The sequence below is a fragment of the Mesorhizobium sp. WSM3879 genome, from assembly GCF_002294915.1.
GTDB lineage: Bacteria > Pseudomonadota > Alphaproteobacteria > Rhizobiales > Rhizobiaceae > Mesorhizobium.
This window is the reverse complement of record NZ_NSFZ01000004.1, coordinates 564101-582661: the sequence shown is the minus strand read 5'-3', so window position 1 is coordinate 582661 and position 18561 is coordinate 564101. Positions and strand designations below refer to the sequence as shown.

Below are 18561 nucleotides of genomic sequence, written 5' to 3'. Positions count from 1 at the left end.
AGAAACGCACGTAGACGACCACAGGAGTGCGCCCGAGAGAGGTGGGCTGCCGGCTCTTAACCTGTGCGGCGCTGCGGCGAACGACGCCGTCGATCCCAAGGGCTTCACCGTTTCACCGATGCGCGCGCTCGGCGCGGAACGTCATGGTGCGTTTTGTCGACAAGAAGTTCGGCACGGACTATCCGTTGCTCACGAACATGCCCAACTCGGTGATATCCCCGCATAGCGGCGGTCCATTTCGACCAGCCAGATCCTAAAACGTCTCGACAGTCTCTTCCTGGCTTGTAACGATGCTGCCGTCGAGGGGCAAGTCAGACTAGGAAGAGTGCAGGCGCACGGAGGATGCCGTCAGTTGGCTAGGCGAGGCGAAATAGGTAAGCAGGTCGGCGGGTTCCTGTACGTCCACCGGGACGCGCTGCCGCACGTGTCCGAAGAAATGAGGCAGGCGGTCGCCCGCGCCGAGGCCGCGGCTTCTGGCTTCGCGTGGAACGTCGCCAAGGTCTCGCCCGAGCGGCAGTCGCTTCTCCTCTACGAAGACTTCTCGAAGTCCGCGTTCCCCGCCTTGCTCCGGTCGCTTTCCTTCGACGCGGACGGAGTTCCTTCCGTCATCGACTACTCCCGGCGCGACAACCCGCCAATCCTCCACCGCAAAGAGACGCTGCTTGCACCTGGTGACCCACGCATTCCGGCCTTTGCAGCGATAACGCGCAAGGCAGAGGAGTTCGGACTGTTCAACGACACCAAGCGCATCGGCACGCGGGCCAACTGGACGGCCATGCTTGCAAAAGCCGGCCTCCGGGTGGACGGCCCCCGGTTAGCGGCGACGGGCGAATCCGCAGTGGACGTCGCCAGGGAGAAGACCGCCATATCGAGGAACGGGCTCTCCCAGCCTGCCTCGATGATGATCCGGTACGGGATGCTGCAGCCCGGACACGAACTTTTCGACTACGGCTGCGGACGCGGGGACGACGTGGCCACCCTGCAGGCCAACGGCTACTTCGCCTTCGGATGGGACCCGAATTTCCTGCCCGACGGCGAAAGGAGGCGTGCCGACATCGTCAATCTGGGCTTCGTCATCAATGTCATCGAGGACCCTCACGAGAGGGAAGAGACCTTGCGCGCCGCCTGGGGCTTCGCGGCCAGAGGCATGACGGTGTCCGTGATGACCGCCGGGAAGTACAACATTGAGCATCACACCGCAGTCGCGGACGGCTACCTTTCCCGCAGGCAGACTTTCCAGAAGTACTTTTCACAGGAGGACCTGACTGAGATGGTCCAGCGTGCCACTGGAGAGCGTCCGATCGCGCTAGCCCCGGGCATAGTGGCCGCGTTCAGAGACAAGGACCTCGAGCAGCAGGTGAGCTTCCGGAGGAGATCGAAGGCGACGATATACGCCAACCTCGCCATTCCGTCCCGCGATCCCTCGCGCTTCCTTCTCCGTCCGAAATCTAGGCCTGTCGCCGAAAGGGCGAGCGAGGAACTCGAGGCGATCTGGAGGACAGCCCTGAATCTGGGAAGGCTCCCGCAGGATGCCGAAGTCGAACCGTCTGTGCGTGCCGCTCTGGAAGAAAAGGGTATAGCCATCGGCCGCGCGTTGGCGGCCTGTGCACGGGAAATAGCCGATCCAGCGCAGCTGAAGGTTGCCGGCGATGCCCGGCGCGAGGACCTTGTCGTGAACTTCGCTCTAACGCTGTTCCCCGGCGCCTTGAAATACGGTTCACTGCCCAGCTCAATTCAGCGAGACATCCGCACCTTCTTCGGCTCGCTCGCCGGCGTCGTCGACGCAGCTAAGGCAGAGCTGCGGGCACTCCGCGATAGGCAAGTGCTCGCAACGGCGTACGCCGACGCAGCAGCGACGGGCTTTGCGAGCTACGAGGACGGCATCGTTCGCTTCTTGTCCGAAAACCTGGAGCAGCTTCCGGTCAAGATCAGGATCGTGGCAGGGTGCGCCGAGATTGTGCACCCAGGGTTCTCTCTGCTGGACTTGGTCGAGATCGGCCCAGAACCGTGGCTCGTGCGTGGGCTGGAGTGTGACGTGGACGATAGCGCCCTTCCGGCAATCAGGTCGTCGGTCGAGGTGGACCTTGCTCGGTCGCGGTCCCGCAGGAAAACGTTCGAGAGCAGAGTGCTATACCTGAAGTCCCGGTACCTGCAGCGAGGCCATCCCGGTCTGGAAAAGCAGGCGGCTGCCGACAGGAAACTTCTGGAACTTGGAATAGTGGACGCCAACGGCAACGGCCCTCCGGCCGATAGGATTGCCGCCATGCTGGCTCACCGACCCGGACGGGAGCCATCAACCACTAGGTCACCAACAGCGCCGACCCGAATCCTATGAAAAAGGCTATAGCTAGCTGTGGAGCCTCAACAGGTTGTCCAGGGTTAGATCGAGGCGACTGATAGGTGGTTTCGACTTTAGGGCGCCATGTGGGCGATGCCAATGTATCTATGCAGCCAGACAGGCAGTTCGGCGGCGCGGTGATCTGAAGTTGGATAGGCGATGGCATAGGCCCATTCGCGCAGCGCCGTCTGGATGAAGCGCTCGGCCTTGCCATTGGTCTTGGGCGTATAGGGCCTTGTCCTGACGTGCTTGAGGCCGAGATCGCGGCAGGCCTTGGCGAAGGCCTTCGATCTGTAGCAAGAGCCGTTGTCGGTCATGACGCGGGCTATCGTGACGCCGAGGCTGGCGTAGTAGGCGACCGCCGCCTTGAGGAAGGCGATGGCGCTCTCCTTTTTCTCATCTGGCAGGATCTGCGAGAAGGCGATGCGGGAGGCGTCGTCGATGCAGACATGGACGAACTCCCAACTGCTGCCGCGCGAGCTGGCATTGCCGGTACGTTTGCCGGTAATGCGATGACCGATGCGCTCGAAACGGCCGAGCTTCTTGATGTCTATGTGGATCATCTCGCCGGGATGCTCGCGCTCGTAGCGCCGGATCGGTTCGGCCGGTTCGATATCCCTCAACCGCGACAGTCCGGCACGCTTGAGAACCCGACTGACTGTCGCGGGCGAGACGCCAACCTCATGGGCAATGTGCTTGCCGGTCCAACGTAGCCGCCGCAGCGCCACGATGCGTTCGGCGATCGACGCAGCGGTGGCCTGTGGCATATGGGCGGGCCGCGAGGAACGGTCGATCATGCCGGCTCGCCCTTCGGCTCTATAGCGCTCGACCCAGCGCGCCACGATCTTGCCCGACACACCATACGTTCGCGCCGCATGGGCTTTGGAAAAACCGCCTTCTATCACCGCCAGCGCCATCTCCTCTCGACGCAGCCGCGTGAGACGGGCATTCTTGTGGATGTTCATTCGGACCCTCCGGTGAGTGCTGAAGCCTGGTAACTCCAGTCTCCTCGGTCCGGTCCGAATGGACAACCTCCCGAAAGCTCACAGCTAGCCTACCCTGCCGGTACCCAGGTATGTCGGGGGAGGGATCCTCGATTGAATCACTAATTCAGACAGGTGATCGTCAAAATTTTGGAAAGAAATGCTAAAATTCTTCTCAACCACGGTACCCTTTGGCATTGGGATGTTCCAGGCGTGACAAGTGGGAGCTAGGGACAAATTAAGCGAGTTCAACTGTAGGCCAACTAAACTGCGGCTAAGCCCAAAACGGTCGGATCAAAGTCGCGCGCTGAGAGGCTCCTCATCGCCGATGACAAGCAGGAGACGGCGATTTCAACATCGGATTCAGTGGAAAAACGGCCCAATGAAAAGCGCAGACATTCTGCGGCGTCGGCGGCACTCAGGCCGATGGCGAGGACCACATGTGACGGGCCAAGCATCCCTGAGGTACATGCTGAGCCAGTTGAGGCCGCGACAAGCGGCTGAAGACGCATAAGCAAGTCACTCGCGCTTACTTTTGGAATCCTAATATGTAAGCAGCCCGGATGCCGTGGAGTTTGTTCACAAGACACTCTCAGTTCGGCAAACACGTCCTTTAGGCGTCGAGCTAGCGCGTCACGCAGGTCACCAACACGCCTGCGCTCGACCTCCCCTTCAATCGAGATCAACCGACACGCCTCGCCTAATCCGACACAGAGCGGAACCGGTAGCGTTCCCGGCCTCAAGCCCTGCTCTTGCCCTCCTCCAAACATCAATGGCTTTGGTCGCCAAGGGGCATCCAACGCGACGATTAGGGCGCCAATACCCCCCGGTGCATAGATTTTGTGTCCTGATAGACTCAGCGCGTCGGCACCCCACTCCGTCATATCGACATGCGTTGCGGCTAGCGCTTGAGTGGCGTCGACATGGAAAAATGCGCCAGCACTTCGCGTCAATCGTCCCACTAACGCGCTTGGCTGGATTGTCCCAATCTCGTTGTTCACTGCCATAACGGATACAATCGCTACTTCGTCGTCAAGCATCGCCTCAAGAGCCTGAATATCCGTCAGGCCATCATGGGTGACGGGCACCACTTCGACTACAAACCCGAAACGCTCCGCCGCATACGCGGCGGCAGACACCGACTTATGTTCGATGGCGGATACCAAGATCCGGCGGCGGCGCGGGGGCGCAGCCATCGCCGCCCCCAAGATCGCGATGTTGTTCGCTTCTGTGGCGCCGGAAGTGAAAGTCACCTCTTCAGCGACGGCATTGAGGCTCTCAGCGACAAAACCGCGAGCGGCTTCGACTCTGCTTAGAGCCGCCCACCCAAAAGCGTGCTCTTCAGAACTCGCATTTCCGGGCGCATCATACGCCGCGTCCACCGCGATTCGCACTCGTGGGTCGAGTGGTGTCGAGGCCTGATAGTCGAGATAGACTGCTTTTTGAGCCATACCGGAACCAATCCACTGGTGAGCTTCGCCAGGAGGTTGACATAGCCCCTCAAAGCGGTTCATTTCAACTGGTATCAACGTCCAGTGAGTTGCCATGTCCCGAAGCCTTCTCGATAGCTCCGACAGCCGGCTGCAGTTTGCAGGTCACGAGACTTTTCCGCTTCGCTATGGTTGGCTAAAGAAAGCATATGATGCTGTCAGAACATCTCTAAGTAACGATAGTCAAATCTGCAGTGTCTTTACTGATGATTCAGCAATTGCTCATTTTGGTGTCGGTCGCAATATGGTCCTTTCAATTCGGCACTGGGCGATCGCAACCGATGTGCTGTCTGCGGAAGACCGTCCGGGCGAGCGCGCCGCTCGAATAACCACTGGAAAGTTAGGCGATCTACTGTTCGGAGATTCGCTCGATTCGTATCTTGAGCACCCCGGATCACTCTGGCTTCTACATTGGATGTTAGCCGGAAAGCCGGGCCGGGCGACCACTTGGCACTGGGCGTTCAATGAGTTTCACGAACCGACGTTTGATCGCGAACTCATGCGTCGCCGCTTGAGTCGTCGTTGTGAGGAACTCGTTGATGCAGGCCGGCTCGGCAAGGGCCGAAGCATTAGTGGCATCACCATACGCCGCGATGTCGATTGCCTCTTGCGGACCTATTTCGCCTTAACAGGGGGGGCGCGCCGCGTACCCGAGGATAGCATTGAGTCGCCGCTCGCTGAACTTGGGCTGGTTCAAAAGGCCGGCGTTGGCGAGCTGTTTCGTTTCCGTCGCGGACCTAAGTCGTCCCTTCCGGACGAGGTATTTTTGCTCGCCTTGGTCGATTTTTGGCGGACTTACTATCCGTTGCGGCGCTCGTTTTCCGTCGATTTTCTGACATTTGAGCGAGGTTCCCCCGGGCAAGTCTTCTTGTTGGACGAAGAGGCTGTAGCTGAGCGATTAATCCGGCTTGATGCATTAACAGATGGCGCTCTTAGGTGGGATGAGTCTTCCGGAATGCGACAACTCTACGCGCACAACCTCGACGACATCGACGAGTGGGTTGTTCTTCGAGCCATGTTCCGGCGAGATCTCAGGTCGGCAGCAGCATGACTAAAATGCTCAGCGAAACGGTACGCGTCGCCCGGCGCTTCACCCGATCAATTAGGCTGGACACCGACCTTGGTGATCCGGGCGCACTGGAAGGGTATATTTGTTCTCAATCCGCCGTCGACGCCTTGTTGATCATGGGCCGCCATCGGGAGGCGACCGCACATAGTGCCTTTACTTGGACTGGCCCTTATGGCAGCGGAAAATCTAGCTTGGCAGTGGCCCTGGCTGCTTTGTTGGCAGGGCCCGCAGAGCGCGTCGCGAGGTTATTTGCTGACGCCAATCCAGACGATGCGTCTGAAATGATCAGCCTGTTTCGTCCGACTTCTAAACCTTGGTCAATTGTGCCGGTGGTCGGACAACGGGCCGATGCCGCTACCGTGCTGAGGTCTGCGATTGAGACTTCGCTGCGGGAAGAGCTCCCTCAACAAAGGGCTAAGGAAAGTTTCGCAGCATGGATTGGTCGGGCGGCCACCGAGGTTTCGTCGGGGGGCATAGTGCTTCTCATCGATGAGATGGGGAAGTTCCTTGAGCACTCCGCCATAGACGGCGGTGATGTGCACGTCTTTCAGGACCTCGCTGAAGTAGCTGCCCGCTCTCGTGGCCGCCTCATCGTAATCGGCATCTTGCATCAGGCCTTTGACGAATATGCTCATCGGATGTCGCGGGAGGCGCGCGATGAATGGCTGAAGGTTCACGGGCGTTTCCTCGATATCTCCATCAGCCTCGCTGGCGACGAGCAGATCGAATTGATATCACGAGCGATTGAATCGGCGGCTAAGCCGCGCGGTAGAGATCCTGCGGCATCGGTAGTAGCCAAAGCAATGCGTGGTGCGCGGAGCGGCCATACTGAATCTTTGGAGCAGCGGCTTACCGCTTGTTGGCCCCTGCATCCAGTTGTTGCTGCCCTTCTAGGGCCTATTTCTAGGCGGCGATTTGGTCAAAGCCAGCGTAGCATCTTTGGCTTTCTTACCTCGGCTGAACCCTTCGGCTTTCAAGAATTTCTCGGGATAACGCCTGCAGACGGGTCGGTTTTTTCTCCGGAACAGCTGTGGGACTATTTGCGATCAAATTTAGAGCCCGCGATTCTAGCATCGCCTGATGGACACCGATGGTCGACGGCGGTCGATGCCGTTGATCGATGTGAAACTCGAGGTGGAACAGCGAACCATCTACGAATCTTGAAGGCGATTGCGCTCCTCGACCTCTTTAAGGATCGCTCAGGGCTCCCACCCACGCCTGAGATTATCGCGTCCTGCACCACCAATGGCCAGGTCGACTTCGAGGCCCTCCTTGAGGACCTTGCAACCTGGTCGGTAGTCGTGTTTCGCAAACACGCCGGCGCCTTCGCGATCTATGCCGGAAGCGACTTCGACATTGAGCAGGCCGTGGACAGTGCGAGGAAGGCCGGGGTCTCAATCGATTACCGACAGCTGGCCAGGCAAGCCGCGCTGCAGCCCATCTTGGCAAAGCGTCACTATGAGATCACGGGCGCGTTAAGGTGGTTCGAAATTGATCTCGCCCCGCTCCATGAGGCGGAGGAGCGGGTCCGAGCTTACCGTCCAGCCGCTGGTGCCGCCGGGTTGTTCTTGCTACTCGTAGGCGCTAACGGCGAGCCTCAGTCAGAGGCACGCAAAATTATTAAGGCTGCGGCGGGCTGGGCTGGGGATCGCCTGATTGTAGTCGGATGGACGCGCGATAGCTTTCGACTTCGTGAGATGGCAGGCGAGCTCACAGCTCTAGAATATGTTCGAGCTACTCGGTCTGAGCTGGAAGGGGATGCGATCGCGCGACGTGAGATCGATGCTCGAATCTCGCGGTTGTCAGCCGATCTCGAAGATCGGCTTGGTGAAGCGATTGATGTGGTCGACTGGCGCCTTCCTACCGGCGCCGATGTCAGCACACACTCGCACCTCAGTGGGCAGGCAGCGCTGAGTATATTGGCATCACGCCTAGCGGACTGGCGCTATCCAAAAACACCTCACCTTAGAAACGAACTCGTCAATCGTACCCGACCATCGTCAAATGCTGCCGCGGCGACGCGGGCGTTGTTGAAAGCCATGGTCGAGCAGAACGGCAAATCTCGTCTGTCGATGGAAGGCTATCCGCCGGAGGCAGGATTGTACTCTAGTCTGCTTGAAGCGACCGGATTGTACACGTCCGATGACGAGGGCGCTTGTCGCTTTCGGGCTCCTGTCGACGGCGATTGGCACCGGCTGAGCGCTCTCTGGACCGCGGGTGAAAACCTGCTCAAGAACTCGGAAATAGGCGCTTCGCTGTCCGAACTGTTTGCGCTGTGGCGAGCCCCACCATTTGGTGTGCGTGACGGCCTCCTCAGCATCCTTGGCGTAGCGTTTTTGCTCACAAACGTTGAGCGAGCTGCGATCTATCTCGAAGGCGTTTTCCGTCCCCAACTGGACAGCTTTCTCGTCGATCGGATTCTCCAAGATCCAAGCGCAGTGAGGGTCCGACTTATTGAACTCTCTGATCTCGATGCGAATCTCATCTCAGAGTTGGCTCGGCGGCTGACCACGGAGGAAGTCAGCGTTGCTCCTTCGGCGCTCGATGTAGCCAAGGCGCTAGTAAAAAACATTCGGGCGCTGCCCGCTTGGACGACACGAACGGCAACCTTGTCAAAATCGGCCACGGCATTGCGAAACCTAGGTCAGAAGTCGCACGATCCGAACCAACTCCTGTTCGAGGACCTGCCGCGCGCGATCGGTCAGGGCTGCAATGATCAAGGAGCACTATTGGCTAGCGCTGTGGAAGTGGCGCTCAGAGAACTGGAGGGCGCCTACGCCAAAATGCTCGCTGATCTGGCCATGACGTTGATGACGGAACTCCGGTTCAAGGGCGCAGCGGCGTCAGATTACGAACTGCTACACAGACGCGCCGACAACGTGAGGGGACTGTCGGGTAATTTCCGTCTTGACGCACTTGCGACGCGGCTTTCGACTTACCAAGGCGACCTAGATGACATCGAGGGTCTCGCCAGCCTCGCGGCTAACAAGCCGCCTCGGGATTGGGTTGACCGAGATATTGATGCAGCGAGAATCGAACTGGCGGCACTTGCCCAGCAATTCCTTCGAGCAGAAGGCTTCGGGCATTTGAAGGGACGTACAGACAGTCGAGTGACTATGGTCGTCTACATGAGCGACCCATCCTTCCCAGAACCCGTGACGTCAGAGATCGAGTTAGATCCTGCAGAGCGCCAGAAAGCTGATGAACTATTCCTAAAGTTGGTTGCTCTCCTCGGCAAGGAAGGTGCGGCCGACAAGGTGGCGCTTGGCGCCATCGCGAAGCTCGGTATGACGCTGAATGCGGAGCAAACCTCTCGAACCAAGCAGCGAGCGCGGGCCTGAAATGACGGAAAAGCACGTCCTTGGCATATCCGGTGGCCGCGATAGCGCTGCGCTTGCAATTTACATGCGACAGCACCATCCAGATTTGGAAATAGACTACTTCTTCACCGATACAGGAAAGGAGCTGCCGGAGGTTTATGAGTTCCTCGGTCGGCTGGAAGGTTTTCTCGGGAAGCCAATACTTCGGCTCAATCCAGATCGCGATTTCGACTTCTGGCTACGCGAATACAAAAACTTCCTACCTTCTCCTCAGACTCGGTGGTGCACTCGACAACTCAAGATTAAACCCTTCGAGAATTGGGTGCGTCCGTTTGTGAAGGCTGGCTATGTGGTCAACAGCTACGTCGCCATCCGTTCCGATGAGGATTATCGTGAAGGTTACGTCTCAGGGCAGGAAAATCTCCGCATCCACTTGCCCTTTCGCACAGACGGGATCGACAAGGCCGCAGTTATGGAAATCTTGGAGGCCGCTGGGGTTGGATTGCCCGACTACTACCGTTGGCGATCCAGAAGCGGCTGTACTTTTTGCTTCTATCAGCAAAAAATTGAGTGGGCGCGGCTGCTTGATGAGCATCCAGATGCATTTGAAGAAGCGAAACGGTACGAAAAGAATGCACTTGAACATGGATCACCCTTCTCTTGGAGCCATGGTGAGTCATTGGAAGACTTGGCAAAACCCCAACGGCTCGAGCAAATCCGTCTAGAGCACGAGAAACGGGTAGCCCGTCTGATAGCCCGACGCCCCGTGAACGCTCTGCTTAATGATGAACCTTTAGAACTGGACGAGATCTATGGCCAAAGCAAAATGTGTGTAACCTGCCATAAATGATCGAGCGTTGATCTCGCCCCTAGCCAACCTTTCCCTACTGGCTTAGCGTTGGGGGCACGAAACGCCGCCCTTAATTATGAGCGCACGACGCTTCTTTGACAGGATAAGCATAGCCTTAATGGCCTCTCGCTGCCGATTCGGCCCCCTTTTCAGTAACAATGTGAGCCGGGTTCGGTGAAATTCGATCAGTTTTTAACGCGCGCCGACGATGAGATTTTGCAGGCCCTGCTTGGTATTAGGGTTTTAAGACTTCTTAGAGCGCTCGACAGCACAGGGTTTAACCAAGGTCGGCAACGCTCGCTTCTGGTAGAGCAGACTAAGCCACAGACACTTCTAGCCAATTCGAAAACACGGGCATTGCTCTTAGACCTTCTTCGCCCCACGGAAGCGGAGCAGCTGTGTCGCGTATTGGGGCTGCGCACCGAGCGGCCATACGAGGTTCTGAAGACCATTAAGGTATCCGGTGATCGGCTGATAGCGCTGTTGGCGTTTTTCGAGCTGTCGCCGCTACAGGAAGAGGCCCGCGAAGAGATCCCCGCGTCGAGACTAGTTGAGCCTGTTTACGGACTATTTCCTCACCAGGAGCGCGCCGCCCGAAAGACTATCGCCGCTCTTATATCAGGTCGCAAGCGTGTTCTGTTGCATATGCCGACAGGTGCCGGGAAAACCCGAACAGCAATGCATATCATTGCTGAGAACCTACGATTGTTCCCGGACAAGTCGGTGATCTGGCTCGCGCACAGCGAAGAACTCTGTGATCAGGCCGCCACGGAGTTTGAGAAGGCATGGAGAAGCCTTGGCAGTCATCCAGTCGTGATAAGGCGGTTTTGGGGGGGGCGGTCGCTAGAAATTGACGACGTGCGAGGCGACTTCATTGTCGCGGGGTTGCCTAAGATGAATGCCACCGTGCGGCGCAGCCTCGCTACTATTGGGCGGCTTGGTGCCGGAGCGTCGCTAGTCGTTATGGATGAAGCCCACCAAGCCGTGGCGCCGACCTATCGGCTCATCCTTGATGCTCTTGTTTTGCCCTTCCCTTCAAGTTCTCTGCTGGGTCTGAGCGCCACGCCAGGTAGAACCTGGAACGACCTTGATGCGGATCAGGCGCTAGCCAACTTCTTCGGGCGTCAGAAAGTCTCGCTTCATATTGAGGGATATTCCAACCCGGTCGAATACCTTATTCAAGAAGGATATCTGGCAAGGACGATTTTTAGGCCGCTGTTGCTTGCAAGCGGTGTGACAATGACTGAGAAGGATCGAGCACGGCTAAAGGAAGAGCTCGAAATTCCTACTGAAATTTTACAGCGCTTGGCGGAAGTAGAGGTTCGTAACCTAGCAATTCTGTCTGAGATCGAACAACTTGCAAAGCGTCACCATCGAATCATCGTGTTTGGCACGACGGTCGAGCACTCCGATCTTCTAGCTTACACCCTTCGTGCCCGAGGGCTTTGGGCCAAGTCCATTACGGGGTCGACGCCAGGTTTGGAACGTCAAGCGACACTCCAAGAATACAAAGCGCCCTCTGAAGACGTCCGAATAATCTGCAATTTCGGCGTTCTAACGACTGGGTTTGACGCGCCAGAAACAAGCGCCGCCGTAATCGCGCGGCCTACGATTTCCTTGGTTCTTTATAGCCAGATGGTGGGTCGCGCGATCAGAGGGACCAGGGCGGGCGGCAATGCCGAAGCCGAGATAGTCACGGTGGTCGATAGCGGTCTGCCTGGCTTTGGTGATATTGGGGACGCGTTTCTCAATTGGGAAGATGTTTGGGGAGAGCCATGAACTTTTCGATCGTACCCGCGCATTTGGCGGTCAAGGCTATGCGCGACAACGGATACAAGAACGCCGCCTATGCAATTGCGGAGTTGATGGACAATGCCATTCAGGCCGGCGCTAAGAACGTCGAGCTATTGTGCGCTGAACAGACCACACAGTTGGCGCAACGCACCAGGCGCCGCGTTCACCAGATTGCGGTGCTCGATGACGCGTCCGGAATGGATAAAGACACTCTTCGCATTGCTCTGCAGTTTGGGAATGGTACGCGCCTCGACGAGGCAAACCAAACGGGGATCGGGCGCTTCGGAATGGGGCTTCCTGCGTCTTCAATTTCCCAGTGTCAAAAGGTTGAGGTGTGGTCATGGCGCGGCGGCGTAGCGAACGCGATTTACACCTACCTCGACCTAGGCGAGATCGCATCCCAAAAGATGACTGAAGTGCCTGAGCCGACAGCCAAGGCGATTCCAAAACTTTGGAAAAGGGCCGGCAACGAATGGGGGGAATCCGGCACGCTGGTTGTCTGGTCTATCCTCGATCGGTTGATGTGGAAGACTGCGGCCACAATCATTGACAACTCGGAATTCGTGATTGGGCGCATGTACCGGCGGTTTCTGAAGAAGGATCAGGTTCGGATCCGCATGGCTGCATTCGATATAGACCGTCCGGAAAACGTCACCGTTGATGAGTGGGCTAAGCCGAACGACCCTGGCTACCTTTCCACCGGCACTTCAACCCCAGCACCCTGGGATGACAAGCCTATGTTTGAAAAATGGGGCGGTGAGGATGGCTATGAGGTCACTCATAAGATTGAGTTCCGCGGCCAACAACATCCTGTAAAAATCCGATACTCGGTCGCTAAAGAAGAAGCGCGGCAAGGCATCAGCCCTGGTTCGCGCGACTACGGCAAACACGCGGCGAAGAATGAGGGTCTGTCGGTCGTGCGTGCCGGTCGCGAACTCGAACTGGACGATGGATGGGCCGATCCATCCGAGCCCCGTGATCGCTGGTGGGGGATCGAAGTTGAATTTCCGCCAGCGCTGGACGAGATCTTCGGTGTTACGAACAACAAACAGCATGCCCATGGTCTGTCAGAGCTCGCGAAGTTGGACCTCGATAATCTATTGAAGGATGGGAGGAGCCTCGGCGAGCTGCGCGAGCAACTCGACGACGATGAAGATCCTCGTGCACCTCTAATCGAAATCGCTCACCAAATCCAAAAAACGCGGAATGTGTTGCGTCGCTTGCTTCGGGCACAAACTGCGTCCGAGGAACGCCGTGACCGAACAAGGCATCCTGATCCGAATTCGCCAGAGAGCCGCGCGACCGAAATCACGCGTCATCGGCAGGAGGAGGGCCACGAAGGTCAGAGCGATGCGGGCGAGCAACTGCCGGCCGATCAGCGTCAAAGCCAAATCGAAGGGGAACTGGCGAGCCTTGGAATGCCAGCAGCCGCGGCTAAGGAACTGGCAGCTACAACCATTTCAGACGGCCTGAAGTACGTGTTTGCCGAGGCCGATCTTGAAAGTATGGCGTTCTTCTCGGTGAAACAGAGGGGCGGGTCGATTATCATCACCTTGAACACCAGCCATCCGGCCTTTGGCTCTCTTGTGGAAGTGCTGGAGAAGGATGCTTCGGGCGAGGACGACGCTAGCCTTCGCGAGCGTCTCACTACAGCCGCGGGTGGACTCAAGTTACTTCTGATGGCGTGGGCTCGCTATGAAGACGAGCAGCCAGATGGCCCGCGGCGCAACCAAGCCCAGGAAACCCGTGCGGACTGGGGGCGGCTGGCTCGCCAGTTTCTTAACAAGGAGAGTTGAGTAGTGTCGTCTCCCGTTGGAGAAACTCTGCTTACGGTTTGCCGCGACGCAAGGAACAAGCTGCTACTTGTCGCTCCATATATAAAAGTCGCTGCACTGGTAAAGGTGTTAGACGCGACTTCCCCAGGGGTGTCGGTGCAGGTGATTACACGCTGGCGGCTAGATGAGTTAGTATCCGGCGTTTCCGATCTAGCTATCTGGCCGGCCCTTTGCGCAAGGGGGCATGCTGAACTATGGCTACAGCCTTCCCTCCATGCCAAATATTATCGAGCCGACAATCGCTCTATCCTCGGTTCTGCGAACCTCACCGGCGCGGGATTGGGGTGGTCAGCGTCGTCGAACTTGGAGCTGCTTGTCGAGAGTTCCCATCTTGCCGAGCATCTCTCACTTTTCGAGTCAGAGGCATTTCGAGATGCGAAGAAGGTCGATGATGCAATATACCTAGCCTTCAAAATCGCGCTCGACAGCCTTCTTCCGCTACCACCGCCTCAGCTTGAAGATCCACAAATCGACAATGTGAAGTTTGCTACGTGGCGACCATCGCTGCGGTTTCCTCAGGATATGTGGCGGTACTATTCCGGCGACCGAAACGCTCTCACGACGGCCTCATGTGAGGCTGCACGATTGGACCTAGCCGCGCTCGACCCACCGGCCGCACTGACTCAGGACGTCTTTCACTCCTGGATTGCCCTGCAACTTCGCCAACATCCTGAGGTTCAAGCAATTGAGGCATTTGGTGTGCAGTCACGGCGATTTGGTGAGATGACATCGCTCTTGAGTTCCTTAGGTGCTCAGGACGGCGCCCATGCGTGGCAAACCTGGATGCGGTGGCTAGGTTATTTCGATCCTACGAGGTTCAAGTTTCACGTGGCCAACTACTCGGAGATATTCGAGGTCGTTGCGCCGACCCAATAGAGCTTTTAAGGCTCAATGTTCGGTGAGCCAACCAGCTTCGCAAAACGGACCAAAGATCGCTGTCTTCTCGTTGAAAGAGTTGCGTTTCGTCGACAGCCGGCGCCCGCATCAGCAATTGGATCACTATTTTTAAAATCTAAAATCCATTGGGAGTTCCACTTCGTACGGCATAACGAAGTCGAAAGTCTCCGGCATTAAGTCGAAATCGTCGCCGACCAGATCCTCTTCCGCCGACTGAAAGGATTTAATACCGTTAAGCATCAACTTTGCCTCGTCCGCTTTAAGGGCGAACGGTATGTAGATACGGAGTGCACCGGTTCCGAAATTTATTGACAAGAAGATAGCGTCACAGCCGGTATCGTCGACGAGGCGAGAGACAACGCGCGGAGCGAAAGAGCCTGCGCGAAGTCGGACGTCCACCACAAGATACTTACCCATCTTCTTCACAACAAGATCGGACCAGCGCCCGTCCTGGGCGGCGCAGTCCGCCGCCCAACCTTGGATCCCGTTCTGAAATTCTTCGGGAAGCTTCTCAAGCTGCTCTGCCGCTATAATGAGTTTCGCGCCACGGCGCTGTTGGCGATAGTGAGCGCTCATTTCGACGACCATCACCTTGAATTTCTCAAGTTGACGCATGTCACGATCGGTCAGCGGGCGGAAATGGGCCGCTTTGTGACGCAGTTGGTTAAATATCTTGAATTCCGCAAGGAAGATATCTTGCGGCGGCCACCGATCTTTGAACAATGGCCAAACCGCTTCGGACGTGATGATATCCTTCAGTTCGGAGAGCATCAGATAGCTTAGTAGGTTACGCGAATCCACATCGATAATGCGGAGCTGGCTTTCCTCATGCCGGCGGTCGCTAGCTTCTTTATAAAGCGACCCAAGTACACTTTTCCATCCCTTTCCCGAGTTTCCGACTAGCTCCCATCGTAACATTAACCTGAAATATAACTCAAGATTATACACCAAACGGTGACCGATCTCAGCATTGCCGGAGCAGAAAGAAGCGAGCCCTTCCGAGCTAAACAAGTCACGCCTCCCTCAAAATGCTGCGGAGATGCTCATAACGCACCTTCAAGTAGCGCTCGGGCTTGTCCGATTCGCCATCGAGACCTCTAGCTACGGCCAGTTTCACCATGCCCTTATAAGCGGGACGTCTTGCGTCCATAAGGTAGCTCAGCGTCTTAGCTGGGACGCCCGCAGCCCAAGCCTCTATACCGTCGAAAGTCGGTGCGGCAGTACCATGCACATGGATGATGAACGCGATTTCAAGCCATGCGCGAATGCGTTCGGCGCCGGCATTCGTAAACTCGATCGTGGAATCTGCAGAAAGGCCAGAACCTGCCCAAAAGGCCTCTTTTTTCAAAGCTGCATCGACCAGATCGAGCTTGGCCCTATTCAGTCTATTCATACATGCGATGAACAATTCACCGGCGTCACCACGGCCTTCTAGTTTCGGCGAATACGACTTGGGATTTCGGATCACATTGGCGAACGCGCGAAATAACGCGCGTTGGAATACCACTTTGAAAGCCCAATTATTTGCCTTCAACTCTTCGATTTCAGCCAGCGGGGCCTCGTAACGCTTCGCAAGCGTCCAGCCGTCGGTCTGCTGCATCGCGGCCTCGACAAGTCGCTTCTTCCGCTCCTGCCCCGACTTCGCAGGCATTGCCTCCTGCGCGACATATAGGTTTACAAACTGCGGACCGAGTAACTTGTGTTTTTCGGCGTAGTCCCAGATGTCAGAGTAGGGTTTGTAGTTGCGCAACAGGCCGCGCAACTGCGGACGCCATGTCGCTTCGAAGGATTGCTGGAGAATTTTGATTTGCTCCGGCATCCAGCTCAGGCGCGTTTGCAGCCTCGCGCAAGTTCGCACCTGAGATAGGATCTCTTCCCGCGCCGCAGTGTCAGTGATTGGAAGAATAGCGTCTAGCCAAACTTCGACGTTTTTTACGCTATTGTCGTCTTCGTCCAACTGAAGGTCTGGTACAGCCAATAGTTGCCGAACCGCCTCGTGCAAAAGAGTGACGGTAGTCAGGAAGGGGCCGTCGTCAATTTTGTTTCGGTCGGTCATCCAATCGACGAGTGAGAGGGGTACGCGATCCTCATCCGCCGTGTCGCCGAGCGAACGCCCGATCAAGGTTCGAGTGGAGACACTGACGATGCTAAGGTCATCGAGGAGGATTGTGCGACTAGGGGAGACTGGGCGCGCGTTCTTGTTTAAGTCTATGAAAACGTTTCGCAGTGCGGAAACAGTTCGCGAGGGGTCATTTTCGGCAAGCGGGGTGCGAAAGCCAATTCGTTCATCCGCGATCAGAAAAATGATGGGAACTGCGGCACCTTCCCAACGCTCACGTTTGGCCTCTTTGACGAAGCGCTTGATTGCCGCCAAACGATGCTGGCCATCGACTGCGACCGCGTCGACACGATCGGTCGCCCATCGCAGTTTGCCCGCACCGGATGGCACGTCCACATCAGAGCCATAGAACTGAATTTGTACGCCTCCAAGTCCGATGGGCTTGCCGAGCCCAGCGTCTACCAGCGGCGGAATGTCTATTGGCGGGCCGAAGTCTCCACCAAGGCTCTGGGTGTGACTCGGCATTAGAGCAACCGTGAGCGAATTGAAAAACTGCGGCCGCGTTGGACTATTCAAATAAGCGAGTATCTCATTGTCGACCCGTTCCCAAGAGATATCGCGTTGGAACAGCTCTTCCAGAGTCCATTCGCCAGTGTCCGCCTGGGGGAGTTCCTCAAATAGTTTAAAATACTTTTCAGCAAAGTTTAGAGGAACGTTGGTGGTGAAGAATGGAATCGAATAGTTCCATAGAGAAACGCTGCCCTTGATAAAAAGGAGTTCTGGGGTGAGTGCCTCAGGCACGGCACTGTTTATGACGAACGACAAACCCATATCCCCCCGAGTCAGTTTCGCGCAATTTACAGAATCGCGCGGCAGATGAAAGACCCGCGACCATATAGGTAACAGCTTCCCCTATATGCCTGAGACAGGTATGAAAGGCGCGATCATTGATGAATGATCGGGACAATAAGTTGGATGGGGCGCGCGGCCGGCGCTAAGTTTTCAGCGGAAACGATGGAGAATGCGATTGAGGACTTTGTCTGAAAGATTCGAAGAGGCAATGTTCTCGATTTACCGCCGGGCAAAGGAGGAGGCCAATTACACCGCAACGATCTTTCTTGGGATGCTCACTGATCGGGGTGGTGTGGCTACGGCGAAGGCCCTTATTAATGCCAGCAAGCCTTCCGACGGATATGCAGCGCTGTATGAGCGGCAGAGGCTAGATTTGACCGTCGAAGCTTTGGTGGTTTCGGAGCCGGAATGGCAGACGTTATTTCTACCCCAGGAGGTGGATCGTGCCAGAAGGCGCTTACGTCAGTACGGGTGGCCAGCATGAACTCACGCGATGCGGATTACTGCAGTTTCCTATATAAGCTGGAGCCGGGGTGTGGGCTCGGCATTCCGGGCTTCAACCGCAAGGCGGATTAATCAGAAAACAGCAGCGGCAGGGCGCAAATTCGCGGCCAATGAGGTTGATCCGATCAAGCTCGATAAGAAGCGCTTCACCAATTGCGGCAACACTTCGAACGTTTGCGCGCGCACTTGCTGATGACGTCACGAGCCTTCCAGACGTCAAGAAGGACTTTGGCGCCAAACTGGCTCTGCAGCAGCTGACAACGAAGGCCATATCGGCAAGGATCGCCGTGTAGTCGCATTTCGCCATCGTTACAAGAAACCGAATGCAGGTAAGAGGAGACGCAGACTCATGTAGCTCCAATGTGCGACCGCTTCCTATGGCCTCAAATAATCGCCGACAAATGAGGAGCACTCAGTGTGAAATACCCACCTCACGCTGAACCTTGTCATGAACGAACGGAGTATCTGCGAAACGACCGGGTGCAGCGGATCCCTCCTCAAATGGGTGAGGGACGTCGGTGTGAAACACCATTTTCACACTGAGGGGTTCTCCAGTCGAAAGTAAGGCAC

The 18561-nt window shown here is 56.7% G+C and carries 11 protein-coding genes and 1 pseudogene; 8 read left to right on the top strand and 4 right to left on the bottom strand.

Going from position 1 to position 18561, the window contains the following annotated elements; translation table 11 throughout:
* Window positions 1–352: 352 nt before the first annotated feature.
* Complete coding sequence (locus tag CK218_RS12785; RefSeq protein ID WP_143749632.1) at window positions 353–2335, top strand: DNA phosphorothioation-associated putative methyltransferase; 1983 nt, start codon at window positions 353–355, stop codon at window positions 2333–2335.
* 12 nt (window positions 2336–2347) lie between these two features.
* Here CK218_RS12785 and CK218_RS12780 read toward each other — a convergent pair.
* Both CK218_RS12780 and CK218_RS12775 read right to left on the bottom strand, forming a co-directional pair.
* Window positions 2348–3303, bottom strand: a pseudogene (locus CK218_RS12780) (IS481 family transposase).
* A 281-nt stretch (window positions 3304–3584) separates the two neighbouring features.
* Window positions 3585–4868, bottom strand: a complete 1284-nt coding sequence (locus tag CK218_RS12775) for a cysteine desulfurase family protein (RefSeq protein ID WP_095827925.1) — start codon at window positions 4866–4868, stop codon at window positions 3585–3587.
* Here CK218_RS12775 and CK218_RS12770 point away from each other — a divergent pair.
* From CK218_RS12770 to CK218_RS12745, 6 genes are all read left to right on the top strand, one after another.
* Window positions 4867–5862, top strand: coding sequence for a DUF4007 family protein (locus CK218_RS12770; protein ID WP_095827924.1), 996 nt, complete (start codon window positions 4867–4869; stop codon window positions 5860–5862). The two genes, CK218_RS12775 and CK218_RS12770, sit on opposite strands and share 2 nt — an antisense overlap.
* Window positions 5863–5867: 5 nt before the next feature.
* Window positions 5868–9221, top strand: a complete 3354-nt coding sequence (locus CK218_RS12765) for an ATP-binding protein (RefSeq protein WP_143749631.1) — start codon at window positions 5868–5870, stop codon at window positions 9219–9221.
* A gap of 1 nt (window position 9222) precedes the next feature.
* On the top strand, window positions 9223–10050 hold the full coding sequence (locus CK218_RS12760) for a phosphoadenosine phosphosulfate reductase family protein (protein WP_095827922.1): 828 nt from the start codon (window positions 9223–9225) through the stop codon (window positions 10048–10050).
* A gap of 174 nt (window positions 10051–10224) precedes the next feature.
* Window positions 10225–11829, top strand: a complete 1605-nt coding sequence (locus CK218_RS12755) for a DEAD/DEAH box helicase (RefSeq protein ID WP_095827921.1) — start codon at window positions 10225–10227, stop codon at window positions 11827–11829.
* The gene (locus tag CK218_RS12750) at window positions 11826–13640 is read left to right on the top strand and encodes an ATP-binding protein (protein WP_095827920.1); all 1815 of its coding nucleotides are present in this window, start codon (window positions 11826–11828) and stop codon (window positions 13638–13640) included. Before CK218_RS12755 ends, CK218_RS12750 begins: the two co-directional genes overlap by 4 nt.
* Before the next feature lie 3 nt (window positions 13641–13643).
* Window positions 13644–14555: a phospholipase D family protein gene (locus CK218_RS12745; RefSeq protein ID WP_095827919.1), complete on the top strand. Its 912-nt coding sequence runs from the start codon at window positions 13644–13646 to the stop codon at window positions 14553–14555.
* 129 nt (window positions 14556–14684) lie between these two features.
* On the opposite strand, the gene CK218_RS12740 is transcribed toward CK218_RS12745, so the two are convergent.
* On the bottom strand, window positions 14685–15587 hold the full coding sequence (locus CK218_RS12740; RefSeq protein WP_095827918.1) for a hypothetical protein: 903 nt from the start codon (window positions 15585–15587) through the stop codon (window positions 14685–14687).
* Window position 15588: 1 nt separating this feature from the next.
* Window positions 15589–17460, bottom strand: a complete 1872-nt coding sequence (locus CK218_RS12735; RefSeq protein ID WP_179294488.1) for a DNA sulfur modification protein DndB — start codon at window positions 17458–17460, stop codon at window positions 15589–15591.
* Window positions 17461–17695: 235 nt separating this feature from the next.
* Between CK218_RS12735 and CK218_RS12730 the strand changes: the two genes are divergently transcribed.
* Window positions 17696–17971, top strand: coding sequence for a hypothetical protein (locus tag CK218_RS12730; RefSeq protein WP_245435008.1), 276 nt, complete (start codon window positions 17696–17698; stop codon window positions 17969–17971).
* Window positions 17972–18561 lie beyond the last annotated feature (590 nt).

Bases quoted from the DNA above. Each gene is read 5' to 3' on its own strand.
- CK218_RS12750 (WP_095827920.1), top strand. From the start codon at position 11,826: ATGAACTTTTCGATCGTACCCGCGCATTTGGCGGTCAAGGCTATGCGC.
- CK218_RS12730 (WP_245435008.1), top strand. From the start codon at position 17,696: ATGTTCTCGATTTACCGCCGGGCAAAGGAGGAGGCCAATTACACCGCA.
- CK218_RS12770 (WP_095827924.1), top strand. From the start codon at position 4,867: ATGTCCCGAAGCCTTCTCGATAGCTCCGACAGCCGGCTGCAGTTTGCA.
- CK218_RS12765 (WP_143749631.1), top strand. From the start codon at position 5,868: ATGCTCAGCGAAACGGTACGCGTCGCCCGGCGCTTCACCCGATCAATT.
- CK218_RS12760 (WP_095827922.1), top strand. From the start codon at position 9,223: ATGACGGAAAAGCACGTCCTTGGCATATCCGGTGGCCGCGATAGCGCT.
- CK218_RS12775 (WP_095827925.1), bottom strand. From the start codon at position 4,868: ATGGCAACTCACTGGACGTTGATACCAGTTGAAATGAACCGCTTTGAG.